Origin of the sequence: Pseudarthrobacter sp. WHRI 8279 (genome assembly GCF_040224115.2) — a bacterium.
Classification (GTDB): domain Bacteria; phylum Actinomycetota; class Actinomycetes; order Actinomycetales; family Micrococcaceae; genus Arthrobacter.
This window is the reverse complement of sequence record NZ_CP168162.1, coordinates 4,098,618-4,115,886: the sequence shown is the minus strand read 5'-3', so window position 1 is coordinate 4,115,886 and position 17,269 is coordinate 4,098,618. Positions and strand designations below refer to the sequence as shown.

The following is a 17,269-nucleotide window of genomic DNA, read 5'->3' as shown; positions in this document are numbered from 1 at the left end:
ATGAACAGCTTCACTGACAGCTTCACCATCAATGGCATCACCATGACTGCGCAGCCGATTTGCCGGCAGGATGAGGTACTCACCCCGGATGCCCTGGCTTTCATAGCAAAGCTGCACCGGACGACGGCGGCGCGGCGGCAGGAGCTGCTGCAGGCACGCCGGACGCGGCGGGCTGAGATCGCTGCCGGACAGGATCCCCGGTTCCTCCGCGAAACGGAACACATCCGCAACGATCCCTCCTGGCGCGTCGCTCCCCCGGCCCCCGGCCTGGAAGACCGGCGGGTGGAAATCACCGGGCCGGTGGACAAGAAGATGACCATCAACGCCCTGAACTCCGGTGCCAAGGTGTGGCTCGCGGACATGGAGGACTCCTCCACCCCCACCTGGCGCAACGTCATCAAGGGGCAGCTGAACCTGACCGACGCCCTGGAACGGCGCATCGACTTCACCTCCCCAGAGGGCAAGGAATACAAGCTCCGTCCGGCGGGTGACCTGCCCACCATCGTGGTCCGCCCCCGCGGCTGGCACCTGCCGGAGAAGCACATGCTGATCGATGGCGAACCCATCGCCGGCGGCATCGTGGACTTCGGCCTGTTCTTCTTCCACAACGCCCGCCGCCTCCTGGCCCAGGGCACGGGCCCGTACTTCTACCTGCCCAAGATCGAGAACCACCTCGAAGCCCGCCTGTGGAACGACATCTTCATCCTGGCCCAGGACCTGCTCGGCATCCCGCAGGGCACCATCCGCGCCACCGTGCTGATCGAAACCATCACCGCAGCCTTCGAAATGGAGGAAATCCTCTACGAACTGCGGGACCACGCCGCGGGCCTGAACGCCGGCCGCTGGGACTACATCTTCTCGCTGATCAAGAACTTCCGCACCCGCGGCCCGCGTTTCGTCCTGCCGGACCGCAGCCAGGTAACCATGACCCAGCCATTCATGCGCGCCTACACCGAGCAGCTGGTCCGCGCCTGCCACAAGCGGGGCGCCATGGCGATCGGCGGCATGGCGGCAGCTGTCCCCAACCGCAAGGACGAGGCGGCGAACACCAACGCCCAGGAGAAGGTCCGCGCGGACAAGACCCGCGAGGCCAACGACGGCTTCGACGGTTCCTGGGTGGCACACCCCGACCTGGTGCCGGTGTGCCGCGAGGTGTTCGACTCCATCCTGGGCAGCAAGCCCAACCAGCTGGACCGCACCCGGGACGACGTGATCCCGGATGACCGCGCCCTGATCAACGTGGCCGCCACCGAAGGCACCATCACCGAACAGGGCATCCGGAACAACATCGAAGTCGGAATCCGCTACATCGAATCCTGGCTGCGCGGCAATGGCGCGGTGGCCATCCACAACCTCATGGAGGACGCAGCCACCGCCGAGATCTCCCGCTCGCAACTGTGGCAGTGGATGTTTGCCAGCGCCATCACGGACCGCGGCGAAATCGTCACCCACCACTGGATCGAGGAACTCCTGGACGAGGAATTCGCGCGGCTGGAACGCTTCGACGGCGACCGCTTCGAAGACGCCCGCGATATCTTCGAGGAGGTCACGATGGCCCGGGACTTCCCCTCCTTCCTCACCCTCCCCGCCTATGCGCGGTACCTGACCGAAGCCCGCGAGAAGGCCACGGTCGAGGAACTCGCCGCCGCATAACCAGAATTCCGTTCGCCGGGCCGGCACGCCCTTCGCAACAGGCACCTCCGAAATCCGGAGGGCCGGCCCGGCGGCGGAGCACCATCCCCGCGAGATGGCATTTGCTGGCAGTGTTTTAGAAAACTACTGCCGCCAAGTGCCATTTCGTTGTGTCCGGGGGAAGGGGCGTACGACGGCGGCGCCTGGCTCAGCGCCCCTTGGGCACCTGCCGCACGGAAAGGGCAGTGCTGGCAAAGAACGTCAGCACGGACGCCAGGATCACCAGCAGTGCGGGGGTCCAGGAGCCCGAGACGTCGTGGATGAAGCCCACCAGCGGTGGGGCGGCAGCTCCGATTGCGTAGCCCGCGCCCTGCACCACGGCGGACATGCGTCCTGCCGATGCCTGGTCCCTTGCCAGCCGGATGATGGCGATGAAGATGACGGTAATGCCGCCGCCCTGGGCGATGCCGCCGGCAATGGACCACAGCCACCAGGCCCCGGGAGCCAGCAGCAACCCGGCGGGCACGGTAATCCACAGCACGCCCACGGTGACCGCCAGGGACGCCATGCTCATGTATTTGGCGGCAAACGGCACCCCGAGGCCGCCCACGATGGCGAGGATCTGGAAGATGGAGGAAGCCGCGCCGGCCTCGGACGCGGACATTCCCAGCTCGTCGTTGAGGTAGCTGGGCAGCCACGCCGTTACCCCGTAATAGGAAAACGCCTGCCCGGCGAACCCGGCCGTCAGCCCCGCCGTAATCCAGCGCGAACCGCGGACCGGCGCCAGGCTGCTGTCCGCCGTGCTTTCGGGCGAGACCAGGAACGCGCTCCGCGGGCCCACCGCCAGGATCCAGACCACCACCGCCGCCACTGCCAGGACCGCCACGGATCCCAGCGCGAACCTCCACCCCGCCACGCTGGCCAGCGGCGCCGTTACCACCGACGTCAGGAACGAACCGATATTGAGGGCAGCCGTGTAGATGCCCATCGCGGTTCCCTGCCGGGCCGGCGCAAAATCCCGGCGGATAATCAGGGGCACCGCGATGTTTCCCACCGTGATGCCCAGGCCGATCACAATAGTGCCGGCCACCACCAGGACGGGCCCTCCCGCGGAACGTACCAGGACGCCGGCCAGCACTCCAAGGATGGTCAGCGTCACTGCGAACTCGGCGCCGAACTTCCTGGCTGCCAGGGATGCCAGGGGCGCGGCAAGGGAGAAGCAGAGAACCGGGATGCTGGTCAGCAGCCCCAGCAGCACCGGCGTGAAGTTGAGCTCGGCCTGCATCAGGTCCACCACCGGGGCCACGGCTACAAACGGACCCCGAAGATTAAGGGCAAGCAGTCCGATGCAGGCCAGCAGGATCCAGCTGGCGGGAATCCGGGCGAGGATCCGGCCGCTCACGGGGCGAAGGACCGGTCTGGGGGTGGTTTCATCACTCCCATTGCTATCACGCGCGGCGGTTCCGCCGTTTCAGGCGGCCCCGCGGTACCCGCTGCCTTACGATGAACTTCACGCCAGAGAGATCCGGGACGAAGGAAAACGCCATGCAGCACCGCCTCGCCATCCTTGACGACTACCAGGATGTAGCCCATGGTTTTGCCGACTGGGCAGCCCTCGAAGCGGAGGGGGTGCGTGTTGTTACCTACCGTGAACCTTTTGCCTCGCCCGAAGCCCTGGTGGCCGCGCTGGCGGATGCCACCATGGTGGTTGCCATGCGCGAGCGGACGGCCTTTCCGCGCGAGGTCCTGGAAAAACTTCCCGGCCTCCAGCTCCTGGTGACCACCGGCATGGCGAACGCCTCCATCGATGTTGCTGCCGCCGTCGAACAGGGCATCACCGTGTGCGGCACCCCGGGTTCACCCACGGCGGCCCCCGAGCTGACGTGGGCGCTCCTGCTGGCCATTGCCAGGAACCTGACGGCCGAGGAGAAATTCCTGCGCGCCGGCACCTGGCAGACCTCGGTGGGCTTCGAACTGGCAGGAAAAACCCTGGGAGTGGTGGGGCTTGGCAAGATTGGGCGGCGGATCGCGGCCTACGGGCGGGCCTTCGGGATGGACGTGCTCGCGTGGAGCCAGAACCTCACGGCTGAAGCAGCCAAGGAGGCTGGCGCGCGGCTGGTGTCCAAGGACGAACTTTTCCGCCAGTCCGACGTCGCCACACTCCACCTGCGGCTCTCGGCACGCTCGGAAAACATCGTGGGTGAGCAGGAGCTGCGGCTGCTGGGACCCGAAGGCGTCCTGGTCAACACCGCCCGGGGCCCGCTGGTCAACCAGGACGCCCTGCTGAAGGCCCTCAGCGAGGGCTGGATCCGCGGGGCGGCGCTGGACGTGTTCGACCAGGAACCGCTGCAGGCGGGCCACCCGCTCCTTACCGCGCCCAATACGGTACTCTCCCCGCACCTTGGCTACGTCACGCGGGAAAGCTACCGCCAGTTCTACGGCGGGGCATTCGAGGACGTCACCGCCTGGCTGGCCGGCGCCCCCATCCGGACCATCACGCCGTAGCCGCCTCTCAGCCCGCCATGGCGTTGCCGGCAAGGGTTGCCTCGATAACCGCCGGGGAAAGGACATGCCGGGTCACCAGCTGGCTGGCGCCGAGGATGGCGGCCTTGTCCCCCGCATGGGACAGCCCAATCCGGAGCTGCGAGGTGGCCAGGGGCAGCGAGCGCCGGTAGACAACCTCCCGGACGCCGGCCACGAGGTGCTCACCCGAGTCTCCGATGCTTCCTCCGATCACGATGACCGACGGGTTCAGGAGGTTCACCACGGTGGCCAGCACATCGCCCACGTCCCGGCCCGCCTGGCGCAAGGCCTGGATTGCCTGCTGGCTGCCGTGGGCCACCAGGCTGACCACGTCCGCCCCCTTCGCCGCCTCCAGCCCCTCATTTCGCAGGGCTGCGGCAATGGCGGGTCCCGAGGCGAGGGCTTCGAGGCAGCCGTGGTTTCCGCAGCGGCACAGGACGTCGTCCCCGCGGGGGACGCGGACATGGCCCAGGTCGCCGGCTGTGCCGTTGGCGCCACGTTGCAGCTCGCCGCTGCTGATGATGCCCGCGCCGATGCCGGTGGCCACTTTCACGAAGATGAAGTTGTCGTGGTCCGGCCAATGGGCGGTTCGTTCACCCAGCGCCATGATGTTGACGTCGTTGTCCACCAGCACGGGGACCGGCAGCGAGCGCTGGACAAACCGGACCACATCGAACCCGTCCCAGCCGGGCATGATGGGCGGTGTTACCGGGCGCCCCGTGTCATGCTCCACGGGTCCCGGAAGCCCGATCCCCACACCTGCAAGGTCGGGCACTCCCCGGGATGCCGACGCCAGCAGTTTCGCTGCCTCGCGGACCACCAATCCCAGCACCTTCTCCGGCCCGTCCGCCACCTGCTGGTCCATCCGCCGTTCAGCAAGCACGGATCCGCCCAGGTCCGTGACTGCCAGCGCCACGTGCGTGGCTCCGATGTCCACCGCCAGCACCACCCGTGCGGCCGGGTTGAAGGCAAAGCGCGACGGCGGCCTGCCGCCGCTGGAGGTTGCCTCGCCCGCCGGACCGACCAGTCCCGAGGCGATCAAAGCGTCAATTCGCGCCGCCACGGTTGACCTGGCCAGGCCCGTGGTTCCGGCCAGCTCGGCACGGGTGCGGGCCTTGCCGTCCCGCAGCAGCTGGAAGATGTCGCCGGCGCGTCCCGGCAACGCCAGGGAGTCCGCGGGGGCCTGCCGGGCGGTGGTCTTGTTCATAGGACATGGATAGCAGATCTACTTATTTATGTCACGGCAGCAACTTTTGCTTGACGTTCGGCAAAAGTACTCCTAGCTTTGCAGGTAGACCTGCATCACAGCACTTGCCATCGTGGCCAAGCAACCGGGAGACAACTTGTCCTATTCAATTCAGCTCTACACCCTGCGTGACGCTATCCAGGAGGACCTGGAAGGCACCATCCGCAGGGTGGCCGAGATCGGCTTCACCCAGGTGGAGCCCTACAATTTCGTGGCCACGGCAAAGGAACTTGGTGCAGCCCTCAAGGAGAACGGGCTAACCGCCCCCTCGGGCCACGCACCCCTGCTCAGCCAGGACCAGGACGAGATCTTTGCGGCGGCCAGGGACCTGGGCATCACCACCGTGATCGATCCGTTCATCGCCGCCGACCGCTGGCAAACAGCGGAGGACATCCAGGCGACGGCCGCGGCGTTGAATGAGGCCGCCAGGAAGGGCGCCGAATACGGCATCCGCGTCGGCTACCACAACCACCAATGGGAGCTGGAGTCCACCATCGAGGGCCGGACTGCCCTGGAGTATTTCGCCGGCCTGCTCGATCCGGAGCTGGTCCTCGAAGTGGACACCTACTGGGTGTCTGTCGGCGGGCAGGATCCCGTGGACATCCTCACCAGGCTCGGTGACCGGGTGAAGCTGATCCACATTAAGGACGGGCCCCTCACCACCGACACCAAGGCACAGTTGCCTGCGGGCAAGGGCCGCGTCCCGGTCTTGGACGTCATCGCCGCCGCCACCTCCTTGGAGGTGGGCGTGGTGGAGTTTGACGACTACGCCGGAGACATCTTCGAGGGCATCGCCGAGAGCCTCGCTTTCCTCAATGCCGCCGCAAACACCGAAGGAGCCCAGGCATGAGCACCCCTTCCATGGCTAAAGGCCCGGTTGGCGTCGGCGTCATCGGCGCGGGCAACATCAGCAAGCAGTACCTGGACAACCTCACCACCTTCCCCGACCTCAAGGTCCACGTGATCGCGGACCTCTTCGAGGACGCCGCCGAGGCCCGCGCCAAGGAATACGGAATCGCCGAGTGGGGCGGGGTGGACAAGGCACTGCACCACCCCGACGTCGAAATCATCGTCAACCTGACCATCCCGGCAGCCCACGTCGAGGTGGCCACCGCAGCGGTCAACGCCGGCAAGCACGTCTGGACCGAAAAGCCGTTCTCCCTTGACCGCGAATCAGGCCTGGGGCTCCTCAAAGTCGCCGACTCCGCAGGCATCCGTCTGGGCTGCGCCCCCGATACCTTCCTCGGCGCCGGCCTGCAGACCGCCCTGCGCCTGATCCAGCGCGGCGACATCGGCACCCCGCTGGCGGCCATGACCACCTTCCAGACGCCCGGACCGGAGTCCTGGCACCCCAACCCCGCGTTCCTGTTCCAGTACGGGGCGGGTCCGCTGTTCGACATGGGCCCCTACTACCTCACAACCCTGGTCCAGTCGTTCGGCTCCATCCGCAAGGTGGCCGCCGTCGGGTCCAAGGCCAAGGACGTCCGCGTCATCGGTTCCGGCCCCAAGGCCGGGGAGGAATTCACGGTGGAAGTCCCCACCCATGTCTCGGCGATGGCCCAGTTCGAATCCGGCGCCTCCTCCCACAGCGTCTTCTCCTTTGAGTCCCCCCGTACCCGGATGGGCTTCGTGGAGATCACCGGGACCGAGGCCACCCTTTCCCTGCCGGACCCCAACAACTTCGACGGCGACGTCAAGCTCTGGCGGGCAGGCGACGAGGACTGGACCACCATCCCTGCCACGGGGCCCGCGAACGGCCGCGGCATGGGCGTCCTGGACATGGCGCGCTCGCTCCGCGCCGGTGTCCCGCACCGTGCCACCGGTGACTTGGCCTACCACGTGCTGGATGCGATGGTCTCCATCTCGGAGTCCATGGATTCAGGAACGTTCGTGGACGTGGCAAGCTCCGCGCCGGCGTCGGCACCCCTCCCCGAAGACTGGGCACCGGAAACCCTGACGCTTGGGGGCACTTCATGAGCCCGGACGCAGGCACCGCCAAATCGCTGGGCGTGGCCATGATCGGCTACGCCTTCATGGGCAAGGCGCACTCCAACGCGTGGCGGAACGTGGCCAGCTACTTCGATGTCCCCGCGTTCGAGCAGAAGGTCCTGGTGGGCCGGGACTCCGCAGCAGTTGCGGAGGCAGCCGCGAAGTACGGGTGGGCAGAGACCGCCACGGACTGGCGGAGCGTCCTGGACCGGGACGACATCCACATCATCGACGTCTGCGCACCCGGCTGGATGCACGCGGAAATCGCCATCGCCGCCCTGGCTGCCGGCAAGCATGTGCTGCTGGAAAAGCCGTTGGCCAACACATTGGCCGAGGCTGAAGCCATGACCGCTGCCGCCAGCGCCGCGAGGCCCCGGGGCGTGCAGTCGATGGTGGGGTTCAACTACCGCCGGGTCCCGGCCCTCGCCCTGGCCAGGGAGCTCATTTCCGAGGGCAGGATCGGGACGGTCAGGCACGTCCGCGCCGCCTACCTGCAGGACTGGCTCGCGGATGACCAGGCGCCCATGACCTGGCGGCTGAAGAAGGAAACCGCCGGTTCCGGGGCCCTCGGCGACATCGCCTCGCACGCCATCGACCAGGTCCTGTTCCTGCTCGGGGACAAGGTCACGGAGGTCTCGGGCCGGACCCACACCTTCGTCAACCGGCGCCCGGCGGAAAGTGGTCCCGCAAGCGGGCTGGAGGATGTAACGGTCGACGACGCCGCCTGGGCAACGCTGTCCCTCGCCTCCGGGGCCATCGCCTCCGTGGAGGCCTCCCGGGTGGCCACCGGACGGAAGAACTCCCTGCAGCTCGAGGTTTTCGGCGACAAGGGAGCCCTCCGCTTCGACCTCGAAAACCTCAACGAACTCCAGTTCCTGGACGCCACGGCCCCCGCCCGGGAGCAAGGGTTCCGGCGGATCCTGGTCAGCGAGCCCGAACACCCCTACCTTGATGCGTGGTGGCCGCAGGGCCACATCATCGGCTGGGAGCACACGTTCACGCACGAGGTCCGCGACTTCCTGCTGGCGGTCAGTTCAGGAACCGCGCCGTCGCCGTCGTTCGAAGACGGGCTGGAGGTCCAGCGCATCCTGGACGCCGTGGAACGGTCCGCCGCTTCCAGGAGCAGCCTCATCCAGCTTGCCCCCGCCAACCCGGCCGCCGAATCCCAAGGAGCCTGACATGCCCCGCCCGTTTACCCTGTTCACCGGCCAGTGGGCCGACCTGCCGCTCGAGGAAGTTGCCAGGCTCGCCTCCGGCTGGGGCTACGACGGCCTGGAGATCGCCGTCTCCGGCGACCACCTGGACGCCTGGCGCTGGGACGAGCCCGGCTACGTCGAGTCCAAGCTTGCCCTGCTGGAGAAGTACAACCTCAAGGTCTGGGCCATCTCCAACCACCTCAAGGGCCAGGCCGTCTGCGATGACCCCATCGACTTCCGGCACCAGGCCATCGTCGGGCCAAAGGTCTGGGGCGACGGCGATCCCGAAGGCGTCCGGACCCGCGCCGCGGAGGAAATGAAACACACCGCCCGGCTCGCCAAGGCACTCGGCGTGGACACAGTGGTCGGCTTCACCGGCTCCTCCATCTGGCAGTACGTGGCCATGTTCCCGCCCGTACCGGAAAAGGTCATCGACGCCGGCTACCAGGACTTCGCCGACCGCTGGAACCCCATCCTGGACGTCTTCGACGAATGCGGCGTCCGCTTCGCCCACGAGGTCCACCCAAGTGAGATTGCGTACGACTACTGGACCACCGTCCGCACCCTCGAAGCGATCGGCCATCGCGAAGCGTTCGGCCTGAACTGGGACCCGTCCCACATGATGTGGCAGGGCATTGATCCCGTCTCCTTCATCTGGGACTTCAAGGACCGGATCTACCACGTGGACTGCAAAGACACCAAGATCCGCCAGACCGGCCGGAACACCGTCATGGGCTCGCACCTGCCCTGGGGTGATCCGCGCCGCGGCTGGGACTTCGTGTCCGCCGGCCGTGGCGACGTCCCGTGGGAGGCGTCCTTCCGGGCGCTGTCCGCGATCGGCTACGACGGCCCCATCTCGGTGGAGTGGGAAGACGCCGGCATGGACCGCCTGCACGGCGCCCCGGAAGCCCTCGCCGCCCTCAAGAAGTTCGACTTCCCGCCGTCGAACACTTCCTTCGACGCCGCCTTCCAGCAGTAACCTCCAGGAGTTTTTGTCCAGATATGCAGGGTTGGAACGCCTTAAAGCCTGCATATCTGGACAAAAACTCGGAAGGTGGGGACGTAAAATCCCTGCATGACCTCTTCCATCCGCAAGGCAGCAGCGGACGACGCCGGTGCGCTGGCTGAGCTGGCGGCCGTCACCTTTCCCTTGGCGTGCCCGCCGTCGGCCTCACCCGTTGACATCGCGGCGCACCTTGCGAACAAGCTCAGCGAACGGCACTTCCGCGAATACCTTGCCGACCCGGACACCACCATCCTTGTGATCGACGGTGGCGGCGGGCTGCGTGGCTACAGCCTGCTGGTGAACCGGCCGGCTGATGACCCCGACGTCGTTTCCGCGCTCGGAATCCTGCCGTCGGTAGAGCTGAGCAAGTGCTACGTGCACCCGGAACACCATGGTCTGGGGGCCGCTGCGGAGCTGATGCAGGCGAGCCTCCGCGCGGCGGCGGAGGCCGGCGGCCGCGGTATCTGGCTGGGAGTCAACAGCCAGAATGCCCGGGCCATCCGGTTCTACGAGAAATCCGGCTTCCGCAAGGTGGGAACCAAGTCCTTCAGCCTGGGCAGCACGGTAGAGCACGATTTCGTGCTGGAGCGGGCCCTTCCCTGACTGGTCCTCCCTGCCTGGTCCTCCCTGCCTGGTCCTCCCTGCCCGGTCCTCCCCTGCGGGATGCCTCAGGCCGGATAAGCCTGGGGCGGGTAGGCCAGGTGCGGCCGGGGTTCGGCGAGCATTTTGAGGCCCGGCGGCAGTCCGTCGATGCTGCCGCCGGTGCCGTGGGCCCGGATGGTGATCCGGGAGGTGTCCAGCAGTACGTTCGCGGCCTGGAAGTCGCCCATATCCTCGGGCAGGATGGGCGCCAGGTGGACTACTCCGCGGGTGTACACGGGGTCGAACCGGAGCAGGGCGCGGATCAGCTGTATGGGCGCCGCCGCAGCCCAGGCCTGGGGCGAGCATGCCGTGGGGTAGGGCACCGGCCCCTCAAACTCGCCCCGGTCAAAGCCGCAGAAGAGCTCCGGCAGCCGGCCGTCGAAGTGTTCGGCGGCTTCCAGGATGCCGGTGGCCAGCAGCCGGGCCTCCTCCACAAACCCGTAGCGCATCAGCCCGGTGGCAACCAGGGCAGAATCATGGGGCCACACGGAACCGTTGTGGTAACTGACGGGATTGTAGGCACCCATGTCGGAGCCCAGGGTGCGGATTCCCCAGCCGGTGAACATCTGCGGTGACATGAGGTGCTCCACGACGGACGGTGCCTTGTCCTCGTCCACGATGCCCATCCACAGGCAGTGCCCCATGTTCGAGGTACAGGCGTCCACCGGCCGCTTGTCCTTGTCCAGCGCCACGGCGAAGTAGCCCTTCTCCGGGAGCCAGAACTTCTCGTTGAACACCGCTTTCAGGTCCTCGGCGCGCTTGGCCCAGTGGCTCTCCAGCTCCCGGTCGCCGTCCCAGTGGGCCAGCAGGGACCTGCCCACGAAGGCCGAGTAGACGTAGGCCTGCACCTCGCACAGGGCAATCGGCGCCTCGGCCATTGTTCCGTCCGCGAAGTTGATGCCGTCCCAGGAATCCTTCCATCCCTGATTGACCAGGCCATGGGTATTGGGCCGAAGGTACTCCACGAAACCGTCGCCGTCGCGGTCCCCGTACTGGTCGATCCACTCCAGTGCGCGGTCCACGTGCGGCAGCAGCGGCTGGACAACGTCCTTGGACAGGCCCCACCGGCTGAGCTCCCCCACGAGGGCGGCGAACAGCGGGGTTGCGTCCGCGGTCCCGTAGTAGGCTGTTCCGCCCACCGCCAGGCCCGCGGTCACGCCCAGCCGCACCTCGTGCGGGATGCGGCCGGGCTCTTCCTCCGAGTCAGGGTCCACTTTTGTCCCCTGGAGGCCTGCCAGGGTCTGCAGGGTGCCGGCGGCCAGTTTCGGGTCAACCATGAGGCTCATGTAGGAGGACAGTATGGAGTCCCGTCCAAACAGGGCCATGAACCAGGGCGCACCCGCCGCCACGGCCGCCCGTTCGGGATGATGGGGATCAAAGATCCTCAGCGATCCCAGGTCGCTTTGGCTCCGGTTCAAGGTGGCCTGCAGGTTGGCGTCCGCAACGGTGATCAGCGGAACGTTCTGTTCCCAGTGGCGGTGCCGGCGGACGCCTTCCCGGTGATGCGGAATCCCGGTTTCGGTGAAAGCTTCGGCGGGTGCCTGGCCGTTGGTCAGGGGTACCACGATGACGCTCGTGGCCCATTTGCCGCGGGCCGGGATGGTTGCCCAGAAGCGCAGCCCATCCAGGCCGACCTCAGCCCCGCGGGCGCGGACCGCCGTCCCGCGCTGCTGCCCGTCACGGACGTTTTCGATGATGAGCTGGCCGTCCCGTACAGACCGGGTGGTCTCGTGGGTAGCGGGAATCCGCCCGCCCTTGACGTCGAACAGGTCGGCCTGGTCGGCTGCGACAAGGAGTTCAATCTCGCATTCCACCGGTTCCGCCGAGTAGTTCTCCAGCGTGATGTCGTCCTGCAGGCCCGGCCCTATGTGGCGGACCTGCCGGACCACCAGGGGGCTGTCGAACCGTCCGTCCGGCCACTTCGCCCTGCCAACAAACGTGGCTTCGAAGGGTTTGGGCCGCTGGGCCGAGAGCGGCTCGCGCAGCGCGCCATTAACCCGCAGCACCCAGTGGGAAATGATGCGGGTGTCCTGGAAGAACGCGCCGTTCGTGCCGCCGTCGGAACTGATGTCACCGGTCCCCGATGAAATGCAGAACGAGGATCCCTCCAGTACCGTCACCGAACCGGACTCGGCAGCGCCTGCCTCGGTATCTTCGTTCCACGCGGTCATGAAAGGGCTCCTTCCTTCAGGGATCCTGCCGGGGACGGGAGGGACCGCCAGCCCTTAAAGATTCTGGTGCACGTGCGCAGTATGCGGAACCCCTCCGGCCCGTCTGCTTTCGATCAGTTCCATAAAAAGGCGGATGTGCTGGTCCACCATGCGCTCGACGCTGAAGCGGTCCACGACAGCCTTGCGGCAGGCTTCCCTGCTCAGCCCGGCGGCGGCCCCGACGAAACCGGCCAGGTCCTCCGTCTCCCCGAGGAAGCCCGTGCGTCCGTGCTCGATTATTTCCGGCGCGGACCCAATCCTTGTCCCGATGACCGGAGTTCCGGTGGCCAGCGCCTCGATCATCACCAGCCCGAACGGCTCGGACCACTGGATGGGGTTCAGGAAGGCCAGCGCTCCGCCCATCAAGCGGTACTTTGTGGCGTCGTCCACTTCCCCCACGAAATCCTCGTTGGGCCCAAGCAAGGGCTCGATGACCTCGTGGAAGTACCGGACTTCGTCGGGTTCGCGCATCTTCACTGCGATCCGCAGCGGCAGGCCAGCCTCCCGGGCAATCATGATGGCCTCCAGCAGCCCCTTGTCCGGGCAGGACCGGCCCACGAAGCACAGGTACCCGCCGGTGCCGCTGCCCGCCGGCACCGGTGAGACATCCATACCGTGATGGATCACCCTGGTGACGGGCACGTCGGGAGCATGCGAAGCCTGGTCCCGCGAAATCGCAATAATGGCTGCCCGCCGGGCGATGGCCCGGTAGATATCCACGGCGTTCGCGTTCAGCGGCCCATGGATGGTGGTAACCAACGGCGTTTCCCGGGGTGAATGCATGTACAGGGGCCCGGCCATCGTGTGGTCGTGGATGATGTCAACGTCCCCCAGGCCTTCGTAGGCCCGTACCACGTGGCTGAGTTCCGATGTCGTGGAACCCATCTCATGGGGGGCTGCCGCCCGCATTCCCGGCACGATCGGCACAGGGCACGTGCTCTCAGAAGGTGCTGCGAGCAGCACCTCATGGCCTGCTGCCACCAAACCCCGGGCCAAACTGTCCACCACCCGTTCAATCCCCCCGTAGGTCACAGGTGGAATGGGAATCCAGGGTCCAGCAACAAGTCCTATACGCATTCCTGGCCTCCATGAGGACGACAGGCCGGGATCCCCAGTTGTCCTGGCATTTCCAGCGGACCCGTTCGTTAATCCGCATGGCGATTCGGAACAAGATCTCCGAGGGCGTTTGCTTAACCTTTGATCCGACTATCGCCCTATCGGGGGCCGCAACACAAGACCTACCGTGAGGTACCTAACAGCCGCCACCGGAATGCCGCCGCCCGGCGCCGGGTTGTCGGAGGTATGAAGATTGAGATCTGGTCCGACGTCGCGTGCCCGTGGTGCTACATAGGCAAGCGCCGCTTTGAGGCCGCCCTGGCCGCGTTTCCGCACCGGGATGCGGTGGAGGTGGCCTGGCGAAGCTACCAGCTCGACCCCACCCTTCCTGAACACTATGACGGAACCGAGCTGGACTACCTAAGCACCCGCAAGGGCATGCCGCCGCAGCAGGTTTCACAGATGTTAGACCACGTAGCCCAGGAAGCCAGGGGCGAGGGGCTGAACTACCGCTTCGACTCTGTGGTGGTGGCCAACAGCTTTACCGCACACCGCCTGATCCACCTCGCTGCCGCGCACGGAAAGCAGGACGCTGCCAAGGAGCGGCTTCTCAGTGACCACTTCGAGCATGGCAAGGACATCGGCAGCCGGGAGTACCTGACGTCGCTGGGGCTGGACCTTGGCATCGGTCAGGCCGAGGTGGATGAGCTGTTCACCACCGATAAATACGCAGATGACGTCCGCTTCGATTTTGAAGAGGGACGGTCCCTGGGCATCAGCGGAGTCCCGTTCTTTGTGATCGACCGGAAGTTCGGACTCTCCGGGGCCCAGCCTGTGGAGACGTTCTCGGCCGCCCTGGACCAGGCATGGCAGGAGGCCAACCAGCTGGTGCTGGTCAATTCTGCGGACGGCGCGGCCTGCGGACCGGACGGCTGCCCGGCCTAAGCAACCGCCCAGACAATGGGCAGGGTGTTTGCTGACACATCACGGTAAAGTGTCTGTATGCCCAGGATTTCAGCGGCCAGCAACGCCGAGCAGCGAGCGGACACCCAGCGCCGCATTCTTACGGCTTTCGGCGAACTCCTCTTCTCCCATGGCCTGCCCGGCCTGACCATGACAGATGTGGCACGGCACGCGGGCGTTGGCCGGACCGCCGTGTACAACTACTACGCGGACATCGAGGAGCTGCTGATCTCCTACGCCCTGGATGAGACCGAGAAGTTCCTCTCCGAACTGCGGGATTCATTGGGCCAGCTGGACAATCCGGTGGACCGGCTCGCGCTGTACGTCCGAGCCCAGGTGGTTGACCTCAGCCGCCGCCACCTGCCGCCGGGACCCGCCATGGGAGCCGTCCTGTCGCCGTCGTCCTTTGCCAAACTCGCGGACCACGTCGGCGAGCTGAGCATCCTGCTGCAGGGCATCCTGCGGGACGGAATGGAGCAGGGCTACCTCCCGGCGGCGGACATCAACCAGCAGGCACAGCTCATTCTGGGCACGCTGTCCTCCAGCGCGGCCAGGGGCAGCGATGAGCCCGCCGAGCTGGAGGCGCGGGTGGCCAGGACAGTGCGCTTCATCCAGCTGGGTGCCGGCGCCAGATTCGACGACGACGGCCGTCCCGTCCGGGTAAGCCACCTTCCGGCTGTGGCCGGCTGACTGGCCTGCGGAGATTCAGGAAGCGGGAGCCGCCGACGGGAGGACCGGCCACTTGTCGTCGTCGGCAACGCGGCGGCTTTCCCGCGGACAGCTGAGGGTTCCCGGCGTCTGGTCAACGAGGTCAGGCGGCGTGAGCGCCTTGTAGTCCTGGGCAAGGATCACGTCCACGCTCCCGTCCGTCCGGCCGTCCTGGAAGTAGTCCGAACCCGGAAGGTTCCGCTGGACACTGAACGCGGCCGATTGCCCGGCGGCTCCCGAGATCACGGCGGCAGCTCCGCGGTAGCCGGCGTCAACGTTGGACACGGCGCCCACCACGAACTTCCGGGCCAGGAACTCGTCCGCCACTGAACGCGCCAGCCCCGGCCTGCTGGTGGAGTTGTAGACGTTCAGGTTGATCTGCTCGTTCGGGGTGTAGTCGAACGTTGCGGCCGGGCAGGTGGACACGGCTTCCTCGGCAGGCGCGGCGGCGGGGATTCTCAGCTGGCCATTGATGATCGCCAACGCCGTGATGATGGCCGCCGCGATAAGGCCCGCCAGGAGGACCAGGACAACACCGTGCAGCGCGCGCCGGCGCACGCGGGCTGTCCCGTCTGCCTGGGCTGCCGCAAAAGTGGCACGGAGTTCCGGGCCGCTGACAACGTGGTGGCCATGGAGGACGCTGACGTCCTGCTGCTTTTTCCTAGCCATCTATCACCAGGACACGGGCGTGGATTGCGGTGCGCTGGTGCAGGGCGGTACGGACGGCGCGGTGCAGCCCGTCCTCCAGGTAGAGGGTTCCCTGGTACTGCACCACGTGCGGGAAAAGGTCACCAAAAAAAGTGGAATCCTCAGCAAGCAGCGCTTCCAGGTCGAGAGTGCGCTTGGTGGTCACCAGTTCGTCCAGGCGGACCGGGCGCGGCGGAAGCGAAGCCCATTCCTTGGGCGTGGTGTAACCATGGTCGGGGTAAGGGCGGCCCTCGCCCACAGCTTTGAATATCACCTTGCCACACTAGGCATCCTGCACGCCCAGCGAAAGTACCCGGCGGTTCCCTCCGCATGTTGTGGCCAAACAGTGACCATGAACCGCCTGCACCTACCGCCGGTTGCCGGTACAGGCCCCTGTGGGAGGCGTGGCAGGTTCAGCTGACAGAATAGGGGCATGACAACATCCGAGTCCCCTACCGTTTCCGCGCCCGGAATCCACGCGCCTGCCATGCCGCCGCTGGCACTCCTGCTGGACGTGGACGGGCCGGTGGCAAGCCCCGTGACGCGGGACGTGAAGCGGGAGATCATCGATGACCTCGTGGCGCTCGCAGCTGCGGGGATTCCTGTCGTTTTCAACACGGGGCGCTCGGACGCCTTCATCCGGGAACAGGTGATGGAACCCATGATCGCCGCCGGAATTCCGGCCGGAACCATCATCCATGCCATCTGCGAAAAGGGGGCCGTGTGGTTCAGCTACACCGCAGCCGGGCCCGGCCCCATCCACGTGGACCGGGAACTCGCCGTGCCCGCAGCGTACGGGGACGATATCCGGCGCATGGTGGCCGAGGACTACGCCGCGCACATGTTTTTTGATGAAACCAAGCGCGCCATGGTGTCCGTGGAACAGCACATCGAGGTGCCCAGTGCCGACTACCTCGCGGAGCAGAAACTCTTTGACGCCGACGCGATGGAACTGATGGCCCGCCACGGGCTGGGCGTGGTGAGACTGGACCACCATGCCCCCAATTCCGACGACGAGGTGGACTACCGGGTGGATCCCACCATCATCTCCACGGACATCGAGTCGGTACGGCTCGGGAAGGACCTGGGCGCCAGCCGGGCAGTGGAACTGCTGGCCGCGCAGGGCATCACCCCCGCAGCCTGGCGGACAGTGGGCGATTCGCGCACCGACTACGCCATGGCCGACTGGCTCCACCACAACGACCACCCGGTCAAGCACGTGGATGTCCGCCCCGCCGACGGCATTCCGGAGAAACCGTACCCGGTCCTCACAGCCGGGGACCTGGGGCTTGAGGCGTCCGTTATCCACGACGACGCCGGCGGGGCTTTCCTGCGCAGCTGGCGGGAGGCGCTGGGCGCCTAGGCCGGTTCCCCCGGCCCCGGGCAATACGCCCGAAACCTGCCGTTTAGG

The 17,269-nt window shown here is 66.6% G+C and carries 16 protein-coding genes; 10 read left to right on the top strand and 6 right to left on the bottom strand.

Annotation, left to right across the window (positions count from 1 at the left end):
- Complete coding sequence (gene aceB, locus ABRP28_RS18940) at positions 1 to 1,653, top strand: malate synthase A (RefSeq protein ID WP_350000774.1); 1,653 nt, start codon at positions 1 to 3, stop codon at positions 1,651 to 1,653.
- Positions 1,654 to 1,840: 187 nt separating this feature from the next.
- On the opposite strand, the gene ABRP28_RS18935 is transcribed toward aceB, so the two are convergent.
- The gene (locus tag ABRP28_RS18935; RefSeq protein WP_350000776.1) at positions 1,841 to 3,034 is read right to left on the bottom strand and encodes an MFS transporter; all 1,194 of its coding nucleotides are present in this window, start codon (positions 3,032 to 3,034) and stop codon (positions 1,841 to 1,843) included.
- A 143-nt stretch (positions 3,035 to 3,177) separates the two neighbouring features.
- Between ABRP28_RS18935 and ABRP28_RS18930 the strand changes: the two genes are divergently transcribed.
- A complete protein-coding gene (locus ABRP28_RS18930; RefSeq protein ID WP_350000777.1) occupies positions 3,178 to 4,137 on the top strand; it encodes a D-2-hydroxyacid dehydrogenase family protein in 960 nt (319 codons plus the stop codon).
- Positions 4,138 to 4,144: 7 nt separating this feature from the next.
- On the opposite strand, the gene ABRP28_RS18925 is transcribed toward ABRP28_RS18930, so the two are convergent.
- Positions 4,145 to 5,362 carry an ROK family transcriptional regulator gene (locus tag ABRP28_RS18925; RefSeq protein WP_350000778.1) on the bottom strand — a complete coding sequence of 406 codons (1,218 nt, stop codon included), beginning with the start codon at positions 5,360 to 5,362 and terminating at the stop codon, positions 4,145 to 4,147.
- 136 nt (positions 5,363 to 5,498) lie between these two features.
- Between ABRP28_RS18925 and ABRP28_RS18920 the strand changes: the two genes are divergently transcribed.
- The 5 genes from ABRP28_RS18920 to ABRP28_RS18900 all read left to right on the top strand — a co-directional run bounded on the left by ABRP28_RS18920 (position 5,499) and on the right by ABRP28_RS18900 (position 10,195).
- Positions 5,499 to 6,251 carry a sugar phosphate isomerase/epimerase gene (locus ABRP28_RS18920; protein ID WP_350000780.1) on the top strand — a complete coding sequence of 251 codons (753 nt, stop codon included), beginning with the start codon at positions 5,499 to 5,501 and terminating at the stop codon, positions 6,249 to 6,251.
- Positions 6,248 to 7,378: a Gfo/Idh/MocA family oxidoreductase gene (locus ABRP28_RS18915; RefSeq protein WP_350000782.1), complete on the top strand. Its 1,131-nt coding sequence runs from the start codon at positions 6,248 to 6,250 to the stop codon at positions 7,376 to 7,378. The genes ABRP28_RS18920 and ABRP28_RS18915 overlap by 4 nt, the downstream gene beginning before the upstream one ends.
- The gene (locus ABRP28_RS18910) at positions 7,375 to 8,568 is read left to right on the top strand and encodes a Gfo/Idh/MocA family oxidoreductase (protein ID WP_350000783.1); all 1,194 of its coding nucleotides are present in this window, start codon (positions 7,375 to 7,377) and stop codon (positions 8,566 to 8,568) included. The genes ABRP28_RS18915 and ABRP28_RS18910 overlap by 4 nt, the downstream gene beginning before the upstream one ends.
- A gap of 1 nt (position 8,569) precedes the next feature.
- Entirely contained in the window at positions 8,570 to 9,565 is a 996-nt protein-coding gene (locus tag ABRP28_RS18905) for a sugar phosphate isomerase/epimerase family protein (protein ID WP_350000784.1), read from the top strand.
- Positions 9,566 to 9,661: 96 nt separating this feature from the next.
- Entirely contained in the window at positions 9,662 to 10,195 is a 534-nt protein-coding gene (locus ABRP28_RS18900) for a GNAT family N-acetyltransferase (RefSeq protein WP_350000785.1), read from the top strand.
- A gap of 65 nt (positions 10,196 to 10,260) precedes the next feature.
- On the opposite strand, the gene ABRP28_RS18895 is transcribed toward ABRP28_RS18900, so the two are convergent.
- Both ABRP28_RS18895 and ABRP28_RS18890 read right to left on the bottom strand, forming a co-directional pair.
- The gene (locus ABRP28_RS18895) at positions 10,261 to 12,405 is read right to left on the bottom strand and encodes a glycogen debranching N-terminal domain-containing protein (RefSeq protein ID WP_350000787.1); all 2,145 of its coding nucleotides are present in this window, start codon (positions 12,403 to 12,405) and stop codon (positions 10,261 to 10,263) included.
- Between the two features lie 54 nt (positions 12,406 to 12,459).
- Positions 12,460 to 13,521, bottom strand: a complete 1,062-nt coding sequence (locus tag ABRP28_RS18890) for a glycosyltransferase family 4 protein (RefSeq protein WP_350000789.1) — start codon at positions 13,519 to 13,521, stop codon at positions 12,460 to 12,462.
- A 225-nt stretch (positions 13,522 to 13,746) separates the two neighbouring features.
- Between ABRP28_RS18890 and ABRP28_RS18885 the strand changes: the two genes are divergently transcribed.
- Entirely contained in the window at positions 13,747 to 14,445 is a 699-nt protein-coding gene (locus ABRP28_RS18885; protein ID WP_350000791.1) for a DsbA family oxidoreductase, read from the top strand.
- A 57-nt stretch (positions 14,446 to 14,502) separates the two neighbouring features.
- Entirely contained in the window at positions 14,503 to 15,153 is a 651-nt protein-coding gene (locus ABRP28_RS18880; RefSeq protein ID WP_350000793.1) for a TetR/AcrR family transcriptional regulator, read from the top strand.
- 15 nt (positions 15,154 to 15,168) lie between these two features.
- On the opposite strand, the gene ABRP28_RS18875 is transcribed toward ABRP28_RS18880, so the two are convergent.
- Together ABRP28_RS18875 and ABRP28_RS18870 are read right to left on the bottom strand one after the other, a co-directional pair.
- The gene (locus tag ABRP28_RS18875; RefSeq protein WP_350000795.1) at positions 15,169 to 15,840 is read right to left on the bottom strand and encodes a LytR C-terminal domain-containing protein; all 672 of its coding nucleotides are present in this window, start codon (positions 15,838 to 15,840) and stop codon (positions 15,169 to 15,171) included.
- Positions 15,833 to 16,132: a type II toxin-antitoxin system VapB family antitoxin gene (locus tag ABRP28_RS18870; protein WP_102976783.1), complete on the bottom strand. Its 300-nt coding sequence runs from the start codon at positions 16,130 to 16,132 to the stop codon at positions 15,833 to 15,835. The genes ABRP28_RS18875 and ABRP28_RS18870 overlap by 8 nt, the downstream gene beginning before the upstream one ends.
- A gap of 159 nt (positions 16,133 to 16,291) precedes the next feature.
- Here ABRP28_RS18870 and ABRP28_RS18865 point away from each other — a divergent pair, with 159 nt between their 5' ends.
- Complete coding sequence (locus tag ABRP28_RS18865) at positions 16,292 to 17,221, top strand: hypothetical protein (RefSeq protein WP_350000797.1); 930 nt, start codon at positions 16,292 to 16,294, stop codon at positions 17,219 to 17,221.
- Positions 17,222 to 17,269: the final 48 nt, after the last annotated feature.